The sequence below is a fragment of the Bombilactobacillus apium genome (assembly GCF_013385145.1).
GTDB lineage: Bacteria > Bacillota > Bacilli > Lactobacillales > Lactobacillaceae > Bombilactobacillus > Bombilactobacillus apium.
Genome location: NZ_JABZEC010000002.1, coordinates 138,461 through 153,403 on the forward strand (window position 1 = coordinate 138,461; position 14,943 = coordinate 153,403).

General features: G+C 42.4%; 21 protein-coding genes and 1 riboswitch. Of the genes, 10 read left to right on the forward strand and 11 right to left on the reverse strand.

Annotation, left to right across the window (positions count from 1 at the left end):
- Window positions 1–66 precede the first annotated feature (66 nt).
- On the forward strand, window positions 67–1,143 hold the full coding sequence (locus HU830_RS02700; protein WP_176942255.1) for a DUF4352 domain-containing protein: 1,077 nt from the start codon (window positions 67–69) through the stop codon (window positions 1,141–1,143).
- Between the two features lie 78 nt (window positions 1,144–1,221).
- On the opposite strand, the gene HU830_RS02705 is transcribed toward HU830_RS02700, so the two are convergent.
- Both HU830_RS02705 and HU830_RS02710 read right to left on the reverse strand, forming a co-directional pair.
- Entirely contained in the window at window positions 1,222–1,998 is a 777-nt protein-coding gene (locus HU830_RS02705; protein ID WP_176942256.1) for a hypothetical protein, read from the reverse strand.
- Complete coding sequence (locus HU830_RS02710) at window positions 1,998–2,567, reverse strand: NAD(P)H-dependent oxidoreductase (RefSeq protein WP_176942257.1); 570 nt, start codon at window positions 2,565–2,567, stop codon at window positions 1,998–2,000. Before HU830_RS02710 ends, HU830_RS02705 begins: the two co-directional genes overlap by 1 nt.
- A 576-nt stretch (window positions 2,568–3,143) precedes the next feature.
- On the opposite strand from HU830_RS02710, the gene HU830_RS02715 reads away from it, so the two are divergent.
- The 8 genes from HU830_RS02715 to HU830_RS02750 all read left to right on the forward strand — a co-directional run bounded on the left by HU830_RS02715 (window position 3,144) and on the right by HU830_RS02750 (window position 7,807).
- Window positions 3,144–3,326, forward strand: coding sequence for a hypothetical protein (locus HU830_RS02715; protein WP_176942258.1), 183 nt, complete (start codon window positions 3,144–3,146; stop codon window positions 3,324–3,326).
- On the forward strand, window positions 3,323–3,949 hold the full coding sequence (locus HU830_RS02720; RefSeq protein WP_176942259.1) for a DUF554 domain-containing protein: 627 nt from the start codon (window positions 3,323–3,325) through the stop codon (window positions 3,947–3,949). Before HU830_RS02715 ends, HU830_RS02720 begins: the two co-directional genes overlap by 4 nt.
- 59 nt (window positions 3,950–4,008) lie before the next feature.
- Window positions 4,009–4,500 carry a GNAT family N-acetyltransferase gene (locus HU830_RS02725; RefSeq protein ID WP_176942260.1) on the forward strand — a complete coding sequence of 164 codons (492 nt, stop codon included), beginning with the start codon at window positions 4,009–4,011 and terminating at the stop codon, window positions 4,498–4,500.
- 51 nt (window positions 4,501–4,551) lie between these two features.
- Window positions 4,552–5,601, forward strand: coding sequence for an alcohol dehydrogenase catalytic domain-containing protein (locus HU830_RS02730; protein WP_176942261.1), 1,050 nt, complete (start codon window positions 4,552–4,554; stop codon window positions 5,599–5,601).
- Window positions 5,602–5,790: 189 nt separating this feature from the next.
- A complete protein-coding gene (locus HU830_RS02735) occupies window positions 5,791–6,354 on the forward strand; it encodes a cadmium resistance transporter (RefSeq protein WP_176942262.1) in 564 nt (187 codons plus the stop codon).
- 19 nt (window positions 6,355–6,373) lie between these two features.
- Window positions 6,374–6,709, forward strand: a complete 336-nt coding sequence (locus HU830_RS02740) for an ArsR/SmtB family transcription factor (protein ID WP_176942263.1) — start codon at window positions 6,374–6,376, stop codon at window positions 6,707–6,709.
- Between the two features lie 195 nt (window positions 6,710–6,904).
- Window positions 6,905–7,474 (forward strand): PTS transporter subunit EIIC, encoded by a 570-nt coding sequence (locus HU830_RS02745; RefSeq protein WP_176942264.1) that lies wholly within the window; start codon window positions 6,905–6,907, stop codon window positions 7,472–7,474.
- 78 nt (window positions 7,475–7,552) lie between these two features.
- Window positions 7,553–7,807: a PTS sugar transporter subunit IIA gene (locus HU830_RS02750; RefSeq protein WP_176942265.1), complete on the forward strand. Its 255-nt coding sequence runs from the start codon at window positions 7,553–7,555 to the stop codon at window positions 7,805–7,807.
- A gap of 432 nt (window positions 7,808–8,239) precedes the next feature.
- Here the strand turns inward: HU830_RS02750 and HU830_RS02755 are convergent, their stop codons facing one another.
- The 9 genes from HU830_RS02755 to ribD form a co-directional block, all read right to left on the reverse strand.
- Window positions 8,240–8,578 carry a carboxymuconolactone decarboxylase family protein gene (locus tag HU830_RS02755; RefSeq protein ID WP_176942266.1) on the reverse strand — a complete coding sequence of 113 codons (339 nt, stop codon included), beginning with the start codon at window positions 8,576–8,578 and terminating at the stop codon, window positions 8,240–8,242.
- A gap of 41 nt (window positions 8,579–8,619) precedes the next feature.
- Window positions 8,620–9,054 (reverse strand): MerR family transcriptional regulator, encoded by a 435-nt coding sequence (locus tag HU830_RS02760; RefSeq protein ID WP_176942267.1) that lies wholly within the window; start codon window positions 9,052–9,054, stop codon window positions 8,620–8,622.
- Between the two features lie 147 nt (window positions 9,055–9,201).
- Window positions 9,202–9,492, reverse strand: a complete 291-nt coding sequence (locus HU830_RS02765; protein WP_176942268.1) for a hypothetical protein — start codon at window positions 9,490–9,492, stop codon at window positions 9,202–9,204.
- Between the two features lie 104 nt (window positions 9,493–9,596).
- A complete protein-coding gene (locus HU830_RS02770; RefSeq protein WP_176942269.1) occupies window positions 9,597–10,262 on the reverse strand; it encodes a hypothetical protein in 666 nt (221 codons plus the stop codon).
- Between the two features lie 57 nt (window positions 10,263–10,319).
- A complete protein-coding gene (locus HU830_RS02775) occupies window positions 10,320–10,538 on the reverse strand; it encodes a hypothetical protein (RefSeq protein ID WP_176942270.1) in 219 nt (72 codons plus the stop codon).
- A 136-nt stretch (window positions 10,539–10,674) separates the two neighbouring features.
- The gene (gene ribH / locus HU830_RS02780; protein ID WP_176942271.1) at window positions 10,675–11,145 is read right to left on the reverse strand and encodes a 6,7-dimethyl-8-ribityllumazine synthase; all 471 of its coding nucleotides are present in this window, start codon (window positions 11,143–11,145) and stop codon (window positions 10,675–10,677) included.
- On the reverse strand, window positions 11,145–12,359 hold the full coding sequence (gene ribA / locus HU830_RS02785; RefSeq protein WP_176942272.1) for a GTP cyclohydrolase II: 1,215 nt from the start codon (window positions 12,357–12,359) through the stop codon (window positions 11,145–11,147). The genes ribH and ribA overlap by 1 nt, the downstream gene beginning before the upstream one ends.
- Window positions 12,349–12,954, reverse strand: coding sequence for a riboflavin synthase (locus tag HU830_RS02790; protein WP_176942273.1), 606 nt, complete (start codon window positions 12,952–12,954; stop codon window positions 12,349–12,351). Before HU830_RS02790 ends, ribA begins: the two co-directional genes overlap by 11 nt.
- 2 nt (window positions 12,955–12,956) lie before the next feature.
- Window positions 12,957–14,012 carry a bifunctional diaminohydroxyphosphoribosylaminopyrimidine deaminase/5-amino-6-(5-phosphoribosylamino)uracil reductase RibD gene (ribD, locus tag HU830_RS02795; protein WP_324196271.1) on the reverse strand — a complete coding sequence of 352 codons (1,056 nt, stop codon included), beginning with the start codon at window positions 14,010–14,012 and terminating at the stop codon, window positions 12,957–12,959.
- Between the two features lie 108 nt (window positions 14,013–14,120).
- Window positions 14,121–14,256, reverse strand: a riboswitch (FMN riboswitch).
- A 266-nt stretch (window positions 14,257–14,522) separates the two neighbouring features.
- On the opposite strand from ribD, the gene HU830_RS02800 reads away from it, so the two are divergent.
- On the forward strand, window positions 14,523–14,831 hold the full coding sequence (locus HU830_RS02800; RefSeq protein WP_228765744.1) for a 2-keto-3-deoxygluconate permease: 309 nt from the start codon (window positions 14,523–14,525) through the stop codon (window positions 14,829–14,831).
- Window positions 14,832–14,943 lie beyond the last annotated feature (112 nt).

Consider the following 14,943-nt stretch of genomic DNA (forward strand, 5'->3'; position numbering starts at 1 on the left):
GCTCAGTTTCACAGTCCAAATGCTGACGACCCTAAAAGCTGCTTTTAATAGGAGAATTAAATAAAAATGAAAAGTAAGTTTTCTCTCGCACTCTTTAGCTTACTGGTCACCTTATGTTGTTGGAGCCAGTTTTCCTCACTTAGTCAGGCTGCTGATCGCGCAACTTTTGCTCAGCCCACAGTAACCACCAAAAGTGCCCAAATCAAGTTTACGGGAGCCCACCGAGTTCTCGGCTTCAGTGGGCGAACTTTGGCAGTTTCTTATACAATTACCAATCGGACCGACAAGGCCGCTTATGCTTATAAGCTTTTAATGCAATCCGGAGAATTTCGTCAATCTAAGAAAGTGGTTGATTTTGGGATGTTAGATGCCACTTGGCGAGCAGACAATCTTGATGTTGAAAAAAGATGGCGCGCCAACTTCGCTAAAAAAATTGCACCCCATAAATCCTACCGAACCATCGTTATTTTAGTCTTAAATAATTATCAAAAACCCCTTTTCTTCGATGTCCGCAATCCTGCTGCTAGTCAAAAAACAACAATGGTGACTATTCCGCAAGATACAGGTCTGGAAGGGGTCGATACTGTCGATAAATTCCAAAATCCTCGGCAGATCTATCTTGACGAAAAAGATAATCGTTATCGTCTTCTAGCCCGAGGAACTGCGTCTGATCTCCAAACTGGGGGCTTAACCATCAAGAATCTCCGTTATCAAGTCTTAGGTTTAGCTCATCTTCCGCAGGAATTTGATCTCCCGGCGGGCTATCCCCTTCCCCAAGGAAGCTCGGTTCCCCGTGATGGTGCCATCGCTTACCTTCGGGTTACAGCTCAGGTCCAAAACTCAACTAACAAAGTCTTACACTTACAAGACGGTGGACTATTGGCCCAGAGTTTCCGGACTCCGCAAGGAAAAACGCAAAATCTGGGCTATCGAGTTTTAGCTTCAACTTCCGTAAATCATCTCCAACCCCAAGCAACTACCGAAGTCACCACTACCTTATATCTCACGAGTGCCAAGAGTTTAAAGAAATTAAAGCGCAAAATTCCTAACGGAAAATATCACTTTACCACGGGAGCCGTTCAAGAGGGCCAAGCAGTTGTCGGTTCTGGCCAAGCTTTCACTTTAAAAATTCATAAATATTAAATAGAAGTCAACAAAAATCTCACTTTTCCCAAGTCGGAAAAGTGAGATTTTTTAGCTTAAATTAGAGGTCTAAACTTCTTACTGAGCTGATTTTTTCGGTAAATTATCAAGGACTGTTTTCGCCCCCGAATAAGGCTCACATTGCCAAGTAATCACATGGCCTTTTTCATCTTTAGTGGTCCAAGTTTGAAAATGGACTTGTCCATTTTCAAAGCGGTAAGGAACCTGATGAATCTGATCGACTTGAATCGTCTGCTCGGTAACTTGGTAGGGAGATTGATCAACTGAATTGGCCATTGGCAAACGGGTCAAAACCGTCGTTTGATCTTGAAAATACCCCACCGTAACGCCATCATGGACTAAATTTTGCGGGGCCTTATTTTCATCCATGGCTTGATTTACTGAAAGATTATCATATAAAGTGGGCGTGATTCGAAAGCCCATCCCCACTAAACTTTCAATAACTGCTGTGCTCTGAGTCGAAGGACGATCTCTGGATTCTTTGGGCGCTGATGTTGTAGCGGAGTCTTCCTGGGCTGGTTTTTCTTGGGGAGTGGGATCGGGAGCTGGAGCTGGCGTCTTTTTGGACTTAGGCTTTTCGGCCGGCGCTGGAGTAGAACTTTTTACCGTCCTGGCGGGGGTCGGCTTCGGGGCAACTTTTTGATAAGCCCAGATTCCCGTACCCCCTAAAATTAAGACAATGACGATTCCCCCCAAACGCAAGCCTAAACGACGCCGGCGAAGAGCTCGTACCCGAAGAAAATCGGCTCGCCAACGGGGATCATGCCGCCGTTGATAAAAAAAGTTATAACTATGCGGCGTTCTGGTCCGCGAACTCCAATATTTGTGAGTCATCAGTTTCTCCTGTCTAAAGTTGCTTGGCATTGCTGCATGAATTCTTGGCGCCGTTGCTTAGTATCTTTGGCGGAGTCCATCTGCCCGAGGATCTTAACTTGTCCCAATTTAATTCCACAATAGTTTAAGACATAATGCTTCCAACGACTAATCGGGCCACCATAAAGTCGATAAACCAATCCTGGAGCATGACAAGAAACAAAAAGATCCGCGATTTTGCCCTTCAATAATTTTTCCGAACTCAATCCTCGATAATGATAAGCAAAGCCTGGCGTCAAAACTCGTTCCAACATCCCCTTTAAAACTGCCGGCTCAGCCGACCACCAGATGGGAAAGAAAAAGCTTAAATGATCCGCAGCCGCAATTTGGGTCTGAACGGCTTGTGGAAAACTTTCATCAGCCATGTGCTGGCGATAACCAAAACGAAGACTGGGATCAAATTGAGCCGTCGCTAAGTCAACTAACTGAACGTCTTGACCAAGAGACTGCGCTTTTTCATAGTAAGCTTGAGCATTGGCATGACAAAAAGATTGAGCATCAGGGCTTCCCTGAATTACTAATAATTTCATAAACTCCCCCATATATCAAAATTAAATTAAAGTTCAGCAAGAAATCTACTTCGAACTAGATCAGTTTTTCAACTGGAATTTTCGAACGATGGAACAAAAATCAAATAAATAAACTAAGTCCTATCCTGCTATGTACCGACCTTCAGAAGTTGGATTTTTTGTCTAGCTTTAGAGGAACGGCGCCCTATTTCTAAATACCCCCCTGACTTATTTTCCAAATTTGAAAACTGATCCCAATTTGTAGTTCATAACTAAAATTTCTTACCCTTCAGATCAAGTATAACTATCAGGAATATCAGGATCAATAATCAGATTGATTTGTTTAAAGATCTTTGTATCTAAAATCTTGATAATCTAATTTTTTATTTAATAAATTATTTTTCCTCTTCTAAATTTTAAAATATTATCTCCCCCTCTTACAGGCTATTATCCTCAAGTTTAACCTTCTAGGATTTTTAAGAAAGCGTTCGCTAAAACAATCACATACTTATATAATATACTGTTTGCTTAGAAATTGATTGCAATCTCAATTTGGAAAATAGTCCTGATTATCTTAGGCAGAGTAGCTGAAGCACCATGCTTCAAATCACAGAAAACGATGTTAAAAAAGCCTTATCCATCTCAGAAATTATGGCGGTAGTTCGGCAAGCCTATCGCGATAACTGGAAGCAAGAAATTTACGCTGGTCCACGCGGTCTAATGAACATTAGTGGTCAAGATAATGTTGGTCAGTGGTTAACTGCTAACTCCAAAAAATGATTTTACAAGCTTTAGGTCTAAGAATTATTTTTATCGGTCTTTCCGGCAGTCTAAGCCAGATGCTGGTAATCAAAGGAAATTCCTTGACCGCCAGGGGAAGTATTTTACTTATCATTACTCTGGCCTTAGGCACCGCCATCGGCGAGTTACTGGACCTCGACGCCGGGTTCAACCACTTAGGTGATTTTTTGACGCGCCATTTTCATAATTCTGAAAATAATCAGTTTAGTTTGGGCTTTATCACCTCCACTTTAACCGTCAGTATCGGGGTAATGGCGATTGTCGGTTCCCTCCAGGATGGCTTAAATCATGATCCTTCAATTTTATTTATTAGATCAACCATTGATTGCATTACGGTGGTCTTATTTGCGGCCGTCTACGGGATCGGCTGTGCCTTTGCGGCGCTGCCAACCCTCATCTTTGAGGGCGGAATCACTCTTTTAGCAACGCTGATTAAGCCACTTTTAACTGCAGAAATGTTCACGGGAATTTCTCTAGTGGGCAACACCTTAATTGCCCTAATTGGTTTAAATATGCTCCTAGCTAGCAAAATCAAAGTCGCCAATCTCCTCCCCGCGATCTTGTTGGTTCCTTTTTATCTCCATTTTTGGGGCCTAGGTTGAGATCAATTTCTCCCAGAAAAAATTAGGTTTATAATTAAACTTAGGAAAGGAGGTAGGAAATGCCCGTTACTTTTGGCCCAGCACAACTTTCAGATTTTGCTTTAATTATGGAATTAGAAAATAGTGGCTTCTCCCCAGCAGAAGCTGCTTCACCCGCCAGTATGCGCCAACGAATTCAAAAAATTCCTGATACTTTCATCGTCGCTTATAATTCTGTCGCTAAACCGGTCGGTTATATCGTCGGTCCCACTTCTCAAGAACGTTATCTTACTGATGATCTTTTCCAGATCGTCACTAGCAATCAGCCCCAAGATCCCTTTCAAACAGTTCTCAGCTTAGTCGTCGCTCCTAGCTACCGCCAACAAGGATTGGGCAGTCAATTACTGCAACAATTGGCCCAACAAGCTCAACAACAAGGGCGGCAACTAATTACCCTCACTTGTCTGCAAGAATTGATTGCTTTTTATCAAAAAAACGGCTACCAAGTTGCGGGGCAGTCCCAATCACAGCATGCCGGAGAAACTTGGTATAATTTAGTACGAGAATTATAAATTGTTATTTTTTCACTAATTTCAACTAATTAAAGGAGGATTTATTACCAAATGAAAACAACTATTTTTGTCCAACCGGGAAAAGTAGAGCTTAAAGAAGTTCCGTTGCCAACCATTCAGGCTCCCGATGACGTTCTGATCAAAGTTCTTCGAACTTGCGTCTGCGGTTCGGACCTCTGGGCTTATCGAGGCCTCGAAGAAAAAGCTATTGCCTCAATCAATGGTGGCCACGAGGCTTTAGGAATTGTCCAAGAAGTCGGAGACGCGGTCACGACGGTTCAAGCCGGAGATTTAGTTATTGCTCCTTTTACCCATGGCTGTGGTCATTGTGCCGCTTGTCGGGCCGGTTTTGACGGTTGTTGCCAAAATCATGCCGACAATTTTAGTGATGGTGATCAAGGCGAATATATTCGTTATCAACATGGCGACTGGTCTTTAGTCAAAGTTCCCGGAAAAGCCCAAGATTATAGCCCGGAAATGTTGAACTCTTTGTTAACTTTAGCTGACGTCATGGCGACTGGTTACCATGCCGCTAAAGTCGCTGAAGTCCAAGCCGGAAGTCGTGTAGCCGTCATTGGTGACGGAGCGGTCGGCTTATGTGGGGTCATTGCCACCCAAATGTTAGGAGCTCAACAGATCATTTTGTTAGGCCATCATCAAGACCATCAAGCGCTAGCCCAAGAGTTTGGCGCCACTGATTTCGTAACTAGCACCGATCCAGAAATAGTCGCGCAAACCGTGGTTCAATTAACGCAACAAGAAGGAGTGAGTGCCGTTTTAGAATGTGTCGGCAATCAGACGGCGATTGATACCGCCCTGCAAATTTGTCGCCCGGGAGCAATCATCGGTCGAGTTGGTCTACCGCATACACAACCTTTAGACGCTGCCACGGCTTTTTACCAAAATATTCGTTTCGCTGGCGGCCCGGCTTCCGTGACTACTTACGACAAAGAAGTCTTGTTAAAAGCTGTTTTAGATGGAAGTATTCATCCAGGACGGGTTTTCAATCAAGAGTTTACTTTGGACCAAATTGATGCTGCTTATCAAGCCATGGTTAAACGGCAAGCAATCAAATCCTTAGTTGTCGTTGCTGAAGCTTAAAAATCGGCTTCAATTTAATTATCTAGGCACGAGTCCTAACAAGAATTACTCCCAAAAACCAATCTCAATGTCCTTTCAGAGGTTGGTTTTTTAATTAAAAAATTTCCTAGTAATTAATTTCCAGGAAGAGTATTGTATATGTTGTAAGTAACATATGTAAAATATAACATATCTTAGGAGGGCACTATTATGAATTATGGCTTACTAATTCTCACCTTTTGTAGTGTGAATCTCGACTTTTTCTTGATGCTCCTCTTTCTTTTAAAGAAGTATCGCTTTCGCTCAGTTTTAATTGGCTACCTTCTAGGGAATCTATTATTATTAGTTCTAAGCTATGTCTTGGGGCGTACTCTGGCCACCTTTCTTCCCGAATGGATTTTGGGGTTCTTAGGTCTTCTTCCTATTTATCTAGCCTTTCATGATGACGATGATGACAATCAAGTGCGACAACATCATTCGGCAATTTTTACGGTCTTGATTACTTACCTCTCGGTTTGTTCTGGCTGTAATTTGGCTATCTTTCTGCCCGTTTTGGCTGGAGAAACCTGGAGTAATTTTGGTCGAACTTTAATTCTTATTGGCGGATTAACAATTCTTGCCGTGGGGATTATCAAATTAGTAGGTAAGATTCCGCCTATCGAGCGGATCTTGACTCACTATGGTGAAAAACTAATGAAAATATGCTATGTTGTAATTGGTTTATATGTCTTTTGGGATAGCGGTCTCATCAGCCATTTACTAAGCTTACTTTAACATAAAGGTAGATTTTAAAATGTCGCAAGCACACCCTGAACAACTCATCGATTCACAGCACTTACTCGAAAGCCAAAGGATTTTCAAACTATTGAGCAATCCCAAACGCCTACAAATGTTAAAAATACTTGAGCAACAAAAATTAAACGTTCAACAGATTAGCCAAAGTTTAAATTTAGAACAATCAGTTGTTTCCCATCAATTAGCAATTTTAAAACAACACCAACTAGTTAGCTCGCAACGTTTAGGCCAAGCGAACTATTATCAATTAGATGATCCCCATATTCTCGATATCGTTAATGAAACTCTAGAACATGTCGACCATGTTTTACGGGGGCGGCGGCACGGTCAATAAATTTAATCGCCGCTGGTAATTGAAATTACTTGCACAACTGAACCTTCGATTTTAGCAATAATTGAATTCTTAAAAAATAAAATTATCAAATAATCCTTTTAGATTTCATCTTAAGGATTATTTTTTCAATGGTTCAAAAAAGAGTTTTAAACTGCTCGAATAAAGGCAAGAGTTCGATTTTGAACTCGACTGTCAATGAAAACTCCGAGGAAATTAGATGGGGACTTTTTTGAACGAATTGCTGTCCGTTACGAGGATCTCAGTAGTACTAGACAATTAGTAGTTGATTTTATCACTCGTCACCAAGATATCGAATATCTCAAAATCAAAACCATCATCGATGCCCTATTTGCAGCGGCAACAACGGCTTTCCTTATCGGAATCACGGAACCGATTGAATTTACTTTCTTATTCGTTGCCCCGGTTCTTTACGCAGTTCATGCCGTTTTAGCTGAACTAACTTTAGCCGTGACCTCTGCTTTAGGCGCCAGTTTCCTAACACCAACTGGACATGGCTCAATCAATTATCTTATCTACGGCGCCCTCCAAGGTTCCAGAACCTGCTGGTGGTTATTACCAATTGTTGGTATTTTTTATTTCATAGTTTATTATTTTGTTTTCCGTTTTGTCATTCTAAAATTTGATTTTCTGGCACCTGGACGTGAAAGTAAGGGCACGGAAATTACCCTCCATGGGAAAAAAGAAACTCGGCAAAAACTAGGCGTCCAAACTTTAAAGGCTGCCCCCGCAAGCGCCATGGTTTAATTGTGGCTCCTATCGCGGGAGAAATCACCCTTGTAGCCCCCACCGGCCACGGAATTGGTTTGAAGGACAAATCAAGGTTTGGAACTTTTAATTCATTTAGGAATTGATACTGTCGAATTAGAGGGCGCGCCCTTCACACCCCAAGTTAAAGTCGGTGAGCAAGTAACCGCGGGTCAACCTTTGACTTTAATGGATTTGGCAGCGATTAAAGCCGTCGGAAAATCAACAACCATTATGGTGGTCATCACTAATAGTAAAGAATTAAAGGTTGAATTGACTCTCGAAGCCGGAGATAAAAAATCAAGAGATCTTGCCGCACAACTTAAATTATAAAAAGCCATCGCTTAAAAAAGGCGGCCGCCAATGAAGTGACTCCCTCTAGTTGGAATCATCCAATGGTTTATTGAGTCCGCATTTGAAATTAAAATGGCGACAATTAGCTGGTGTGCACAATATCAAGCTTTCTACCCTCAAAATACTTTGGGAATTCAGACCATAGGAAATAGCCGCCCGACAAAGAGACCGGGACATAAGTATTCTCATGTTTAGCAAATCCTAACAAACGTGTTCCATAAGCCAGACAAGTCCGTCCAATACACGAAACCCCGCAGAAAAATGCTTTACTTTCCTACGGGGTTTCGTTAATTGTACTCCTTGTCTACCGGTTTATGTCACACTCTCATTACAAACAACGATCTTAGTAAGCTCTTTTATTTAGCTCTTCTAAGCAGACTAGTTTTTTTCAAGCATCAGCCTTACTTCAATCTAACTTGCCGAATTAGCCGCGTCTGGAAAAAGCTTTTTAACAATTCCAAAAGCGGACCAAGCCTTAGGCCAACCACAATAGAAGGCTAAGTGCGTAATCATTTCAACAATTTCCGTTTGGGTCACCCCGTTTTGTTGCGCCATTTTTAAATGCGCCTCTAATTGGGGCCAAGCTCCTTGAGCCAATAAAGCGGCACAAGTAATTAAGCTGCGATCTCGTGCCGGCAATTGTTCCTCACGAGCCCAAACTTCACCAAATAAGACATCATCATTTAACTCGGCAAACTTGGGTGCTAAATGTCCCAAGTTATCCCGACCAGCAGTCTGTTTTTGAACCATGATAATTCCTCCAATCGTACTTCCACTTTAGCTACTTCAAATCAATTTTCCTGCGCCGATGGTGCTAACCGTTGCAGATAAGCGGCAAAACTTTCCGTCGCTGGAATCGTTCGGTCTTCTTGCCCCTCATACCAAGCGATTTTATGATTTAAAATCGTCAGACTTTCTTGGAGCTCGGCCAAACTTTTTCGACCTTCAACCCGAACTTGGCATAAAAGGGATAAGCGTTGTTCAATCGTTTGGGGACCTTGAGCTCGCCAAGCCACATATTGCTTTAATTCTGGAATCGTCATCCCCGTCCGCTTTAAATGTAAGAGAAATTCGACCCACTGCTGATCAGCTTGGGTATAGAAACGTTGACCCACTGAATCACGTCGAGGTTTCAACAAATCTTCTTGTTCATAATAACGTAAGGTAAAAGGCGTCAAACCCACCAATTTTCCGAATTCACTAATTTGATATCTAGTTTCGGTCATCAATCTTGTCCCTTCTTTACTAATCTTCAAAGCAGTCGATTTCGACTGTGATTTCCCACCAAATTCAAGTTCATTCTAAGCCTTAGAGGATACTCGAAGGCAAGAGAAAATAAAAAGCCGCCTTTTTCAGACGACTAAAAGGAAAAATTAAACTTGCGGGCGTAATTCAAACCACATACTTGTTTGATCTTTTTGAGCGAGTTGATAGCGATAGCCCAGTCGTTTCAAAATATAGGCTTCCTTCCATTTAGGAGAAAAGAGTCCCAACAACCAAAAATTAAAAGTTTGAATAGTTTCGGCTTTTCCTTTAAAACCAATGCTGGTCCAAGAAGATACTCCTGAATCAAGGCTCTTTTGGGCAACTAAGTCTTTAGCAATCACCAATCTAGGTAAGCGTTGGCTAATTCCTCGGTCTAAGGTTTGATAATCGGTAATCATCTAACTATTCTCCCTTCGTTGTTAATATCTAGATTATGGTTTCATTATACCATGATTATGGAGGCCTGCAAACGTTTTATAAAATAATATCTTAGGCTAACTTCTTATTCCCTCACCTTAACTCCCTTAGCAGATATTTCTCGGTGGATACTTGCTAAAGATTGTGACTTATCAAAAACCTTGCTATTTCCATTATCATCAGCTGCAAACTTCATAAGATCTATCTGATCCTTGTTTAGGGCCACATCAGTGTAATAGACTAATACATTTTTCGTTTTCGTTTGATCTAAGGTTAGATTGTGAGAAGTCATTTCATACAAACAACCTACAACAATTTCTTTGTAATGATAATGATCCACGATTCCAACATGGATAGGCTTTGAGCTCTCACTAAAGGTAGGATCTTCAGTAAAAGCATAAGTTGCTAATGGTTTTTTAGTGTAATAGAGTTCATCATGATCTAGCGACTTGGAAGGATATCTTTTGTCAGCAAAATCATTAAGGCCTTGCTGTAATTTCGCAAATTCCTTGCCTTTTTGCGGATCAACAAGTCCTGATACCTTAATTTCTATAGTTCGACTACCAGTTTTAATGGGAACACTATTATCCGGAACGCGTAAGATTAATTTCACCTGCTCACCGTTTTTCAAATTATCTTCTGGTTGAAATTTAAAATCCACACTTTTAACTTCATCAGCAATCTTTTGGACTTTTAAGCGATCATCACTGTCAAAGATTGAGTCTTGTGCCTTAAGTATCACCGGTTTCACTAATTGAATGCATCAAATAATCCGTGGCTGTTGGTGATAATTTCTCTTTTTCGCCAACTAGGTAATTAGCTTGGTCATTATTTCTTGCTTACTTTTGTCCGTGACTTGAACCCTGCCTTGGTGATTATAGTCCGAAAATTCTACTTTAACGTCTGCAAGCACATCAACCTTGCGGTTTTTCCAGTAGCTACCGCCGATAATTATCCCCACCAAAATTAAAATTATTAACGCTAGCAACAACTTATGGGTCTTGATGGCTGCCTTTACTTTTGTCATTCCCACTCCCACTCATAATATGTAACTGATTAAATTATAAGAAAGATATCGTCCTTTTTCTATTGAAAAAATATAAGTTTACCCTAAAAAAGACCAACAACTCGTCATGAGCCGCTGGCCTTCTAGTTAACTAAATTTAATTTTTTTGTAGCCAAGGGCCTAAATGGATCATCTGCAAAACCCCTGTTACACACTCACTCCCCTTATTTCCGGCTTTACCACCAGCCCGATTAATGGCTTGTTCAAAGTTATCTGTCGTTAAAACACCAAACAAGACAGGAACTGGTCCATGGAGAGAAAGCTCTGCAATTCCTTGGGATACCCCTTGACATACATAGTCGTAATGCGAGGTCTCCCCTCGAATCACACTGCCAAGGGCGATAATTCCATCAACTTTGCCACTGGCGCTTAATTGTTGGGCGGCGCGCGGTATTTCCAAGGCTCCCGGCACCCAAACCACCGTAATTTCATTTTGGGCAACGCCGTATTGGGCTAAAGAAGTTAACGCTCCGTCGAGAAGACGCTGAGTCACATTACTATTAAATTGGGCCACGACAATTCCAATTCTTTGACCGTGACCATCAATTTGTCCTAAATATTCCGCCATTATTTAATCTCCTTTAATAAATGATGCAATTTATGCTTCTTGGTTTGTAAATACTGTTCATTTTCGGCTTGAGCAGGAATTTCTAGCGGTGTTCGCTGGACCACTTTAATCCCCAAGGTTTCTAATTGTTGGATTTTATCCGGATTATTAGTCAGGAGATTAACTTCATTTACTTGCTTCCGGTGTAAAATGGCCGCCACTAGGCCGTAATTCCGCTCGTCGGGAGCAAAACCTAAGTGTTGATTAGCTTCAACCGTATCCAATCCGGTTTCTTGCAGTTTATAAGCCCGTAATTTATTGGCTAGACCGATGCCCCGGCCTTCTTGGCGCAAGTATAAGACCGCCCCTCGTCCTCTTTCATTAATTAAACGTAAAGCTGCTTGCAGTTGGGGTCCACAATCACAGCGCTTGGAAGCAAAAACATCTCCGGTCAAGCATTCCGAATGAATCCGGAGCAGTAAGGGCTGTCTTGGAGTAATTTTCCCCTTCGAAATTAATAAAGTTGGTTCAGAATCAAACGGCGTTTGAAAGGCTTCTAATTCGAAATCTCCCGCCGCGGTCGGTAAATGAACTTGAGTTATCGACTGGGCAACATCCAGATCAAACATATAGCGATAGGTTTGCAGATCGGCAATTGATAAAATCGGCAACTGCATCCCTTCCGCAAAAGATTTCAATTCCATCTTCCGGGCCATCGTGCCATCTTTTTTCAAAATTTCACAAATATAAGCTACCGGAGTCGCCCCAGCTAAACGAGCCAAATCAAGGGCCGCTTCCGTGTGCCCATCTCGAGCCAAAGTTCCGTGTTCGCGACCAATCAAAGGAAAAATATGCCCCGGATGATAAAAATCACTAGCCGTAGATTTGGGATCGGCCAATTGCCGAATCGTGTCCGCCCGATCAACGGCCGAAATTCCAGTAGTAGTTGTTTTCGCATCCGCACTAATCGTAAAGGCGGTGCCATAAGCATCCGTTGCGTTGGTGACCATCGGCTGCAAACCTAAACGCTGGGCAATATCTAAACTCATGGGAACACACAATAAGCCCCGCGCCTTGGTGACCATCATATTTACGGTTTGTTGAGTTGCATACTGTGCTAGACCAATCATATCGCCTTCTGCTTCACGCTGATCAGAATCAGTGACGATTACCAGACCACCTTCTTGGAGCCTCGTCACAGCGCGTTCAACTCGCGTGACTACTTCACTTTTCATTTTTTTCTACCTCCTCATGAGCCACAAGATACTTCCCTAAAATATCGGTTTCTAGATTTACCCAATCGCCGATTTTTAAAATCCCCAAAACTGTTTCTTGGAGGGTATGGGGAATTAAACTGACCCCAAAAGTATTCTTAACGACGGTGGTGACGGTTAAACTAACTCCATCGAGAGCGAGAGATCCTTTTTCTACAATATAAGGCTTTTGTGGGGCGGGAAACTGGAAGCGCAAAGTAACGGCATTTTGTTCCACTTGTCTTTCCACTAACTGCACTGTCGTATCGACATGTCCTAAGACAAAGTGTCCGTCAAGACGCCCATTAGCAGCTAAAGCTAATTCCAAATCGACTTCTTGACCGACCTTTAAGCTGGCAAAATTAGTCCGCCGCATCGTTTCCGGCATCATTTCGGTCCAAAATCCGCCCGCAAGCAAGTTCGTAATCGTTAGGCAAACTCCGTTAACTGCGATGCTCTCCCCGACTCGACTCTGATTATCAGCGGTCAAAGAGGTCGCAATTTCTAGACGTGCGGTCTCTTCTGCTCGTTGCAAAGTAACTACTTTACCCTTAGCTTGAATAATTCCGGTAAACATTCCTAACGCCTCCAATATTCCAATTTCAAATCATCGCCCAAGACTTGCTGGGTCTGTAACTGATATTTCAAGGCTTGCGGCGCAGCAATTCCCTGCGCAATCGGCAAAGCGCTGCCCCCTAAAAGTAGCGGTGCCAAATAAAGCACGATTCGATCGACTAAACCCGCGGCCATAAAGTGGGCTTGAACTTGGCTGCCACCTTCCACAAATAGAGATTGAATTCCTTGTTCTGCTAAAAACTGACTAATCCGGAGCGGATTCCATTGTGGATCGACAAAAATCTGCACATTATCCGACCACGATCGTTGTGATGGTCGTCGACTCAAAAACCAAATTGGCGCCGCTGATTGAAATAATCGAGCTTGCCGAGAAATTTGATCCACATCCCGTACTAGGACCAGTCGGCGTGGGGGAAAATCCGTGGTCAATTTTCGGACCGTCAATTGCGGATCATCAACCTCTAAAGTTCTTTCGCCAACTAAAATGGCCTGCTGCTGAGCTCGTTCTTTTTGACTATCATTTTGAGTTTCTGGTCCTGTAAAATAGGTACGTTCATTTCCCGCGGCATTAATTTTTCCATCCAAGCTGGCAGCATATTTCAAAGTAATTAAGGGCCGCTTGTGCAAATAGAAAAAGTTATAAGCTCGATTTAACCCCCCACTTTGGTCTAAGACCCGGGTGGTAATTCCAGCTGCTTGTAAAATGGCTAAGCCCTTCCCGGCCACTAAGGGATTGGGATCTAATTGACCAATTACCACTCGTGCCAAACCCACAGCTACTAACTTCCGAGCACAAGGTGGGGTTTTTCCCGTATGACTGCAAGGCTCCAAAGTGACATACATCGTCGCTCCTTGAGCCTGATCCAGATTTGTTAACTGGCTCAAGGCATCAATTTCGGCATGCGAATTTCCAAAATGATGATGATATCCTTGAGCAAGAATTTGACCGGATTTGACGATCACCACTCCCACTAAGGGATTAGTCCAAGTTTGTCCTTGACCTTGCCGGGCTTGTTGCCAAGCTAAATTCATAAAGTCTTTATCTTTGATCTTGCTCACCTCACAAAAAAAGACCCCGCAATAAACTTGCGAGGCCACTGATTGAAAGCCAAATAAGATCTCATCCGAGATATGCTAAAAAAGCATAGATGACGGTTTGAAATTTTATTGATTCTTCTCCCATCCAGCCAGACTTTACTGTCGGTCCCAGACTCGCACTGGGTCCACCGCTAAACGCGGGTTATGGACTTCTGCTATTGCAGTCACCATCGGTCGGAAATTTCATCCTGCCTCGAAGAAATCTATTAAGTTAACGGTTCCATTGTAGCACGCCTTTTTGAGGAAGACAAGTCTTCTCCGAGCCTAGACTTTTAGTAATAGATTGATTTTTAATTAGAGATAGAAGTCAATCTCAATAAGGAACTGGCGGCTTAAGCTTAACTTTTCTGAGAATAATAGTTCTTTATCTAAAGCTATATTACAATGAATTCATAAACATTTGTGAAATAATCAACTTGTATACATACAATTGCTGCTTAAAATAAAGCGGCGGAAATCATAAACTCTGGGATGAACACAATTATCATCGTCGTTGGCTTCGCTCTAGGTTGTACGATGGATTTCCCACAAATTTTTTTCAGCGACCTGTCTGGTATTTTACTGGGAGTTGTTGTTACCCTGGTCGGTGGTTTCTTTACAATTATTGCCAACTGCTTAACTGGTGGCTCCGAGGTAGCATTTCCAGTTGTGCGGGCGCAAATATGGCTACTCCCGCAGCTTTGGCAGCAGTTGATAGTCTCTGGCAACAACGGCAACTGCCCAAATCACCGCGGTCGTGATCTTAACTCCGATCTTGACTGCTTGGGTGGCGCGGCATAAACTCGGGCAGCAACAGCCAGCAACTAGCACTCCCCAATAAGTCGAAGGTCAAAAAATTTTGCCCAACTAAAATAGAATTGTGATCAAAGTATTTTACTTTTTAACTAGCTCC

Coding starts and splice junctions, on each gene's coding strand:
- HU830_RS02700 (WP_176942255.1), top strand. CDS start 67: ATGAAAAGTAAGTTTTCTCTCGCACTCTTTAGCTTACTGGTCACCTTA.
- HU830_RS02705 (WP_176942256.1), bottom strand. CDS start 1,998: ATGACTCACAAATATTGGAGTTCGCGGACCAGAACGCCGCATAGTTAT.
- HU830_RS02710 (WP_176942257.1), bottom strand. CDS start 2,567: ATGAAATTATTAGTAATTCAGGGAAGCCCTGATGCTCAATCTTTTTGT.
- HU830_RS02715 (WP_176942258.1), top strand. CDS start 3,144: ATGCTTCAAATCACAGAAAACGATGTTAAAAAAGCCTTATCCATCTCA.
- HU830_RS02720 (WP_176942259.1), top strand. CDS start 3,323: ATGATTTTACAAGCTTTAGGTCTAAGAATTATTTTTATCGGTCTTTCC.
- HU830_RS02725 (WP_176942260.1), top strand. CDS start 4,009: ATGCCCGTTACTTTTGGCCCAGCACAACTTTCAGATTTTGCTTTAATT.
- HU830_RS02730 (WP_176942261.1), top strand. CDS start 4,552: ATGAAAACAACTATTTTTGTCCAACCGGGAAAAGTAGAGCTTAAAGAA.
- HU830_RS02735 (WP_176942262.1), top strand. CDS start 5,791: ATGAATTATGGCTTACTAATTCTCACCTTTTGTAGTGTGAATCTCGAC.
- HU830_RS02740 (WP_176942263.1), top strand. CDS start 6,374: ATGTCGCAAGCACACCCTGAACAACTCATCGATTCACAGCACTTACTC.
- HU830_RS02745 (WP_176942264.1), top strand. CDS start 6,905: ATGAAAACTCCGAGGAAATTAGATGGGGACTTTTTTGAACGAATTGCT.
- HU830_RS02755 (WP_176942266.1), bottom strand. CDS start 8,578: ATGGTTCAAAAACAGACTGCTGGTCGGGATAACTTGGGACATTTAGCA.
- HU830_RS02760 (WP_176942267.1), bottom strand. CDS start 9,054: ATGACCGAAACTAGATATCAAATTAGTGAATTCGGAAAATTGGTGGGT.
- HU830_RS02765 (WP_176942268.1), bottom strand. CDS start 9,492: ATGATTACCGATTATCAAACCTTAGACCGAGGAATTAGCCAACGCTTA.
- HU830_RS02775 (WP_176942270.1), bottom strand. CDS start 10,538: ATGACAAAAGTAAAGGCAGCCATCAAGACCCATAAGTTGTTGCTAGCG.
- ribH (WP_176942271.1), bottom strand. CDS start 11,145: ATGGCGGAATATTTAGGACAAATTGATGGTCACGGTCAAAGAATTGGA.
- ribA (WP_176942272.1), bottom strand. CDS start 12,359: ATGAAAAGTGAAGTAGTCACGCGAGTTGAACGCGCTGTGACGAGGCTC.
- HU830_RS02790 (WP_176942273.1), bottom strand. CDS start 12,954: ATGTTTACCGGAATTATTCAAGCTAAGGGTAAAGTAGTTACTTTGCAA.
- HU830_RS02800 (WP_228765744.1), top strand. CDS start 14,523: ATGAACACAATTATCATCGTCGTTGGCTTCGCTCTAGGTTGTACGATG.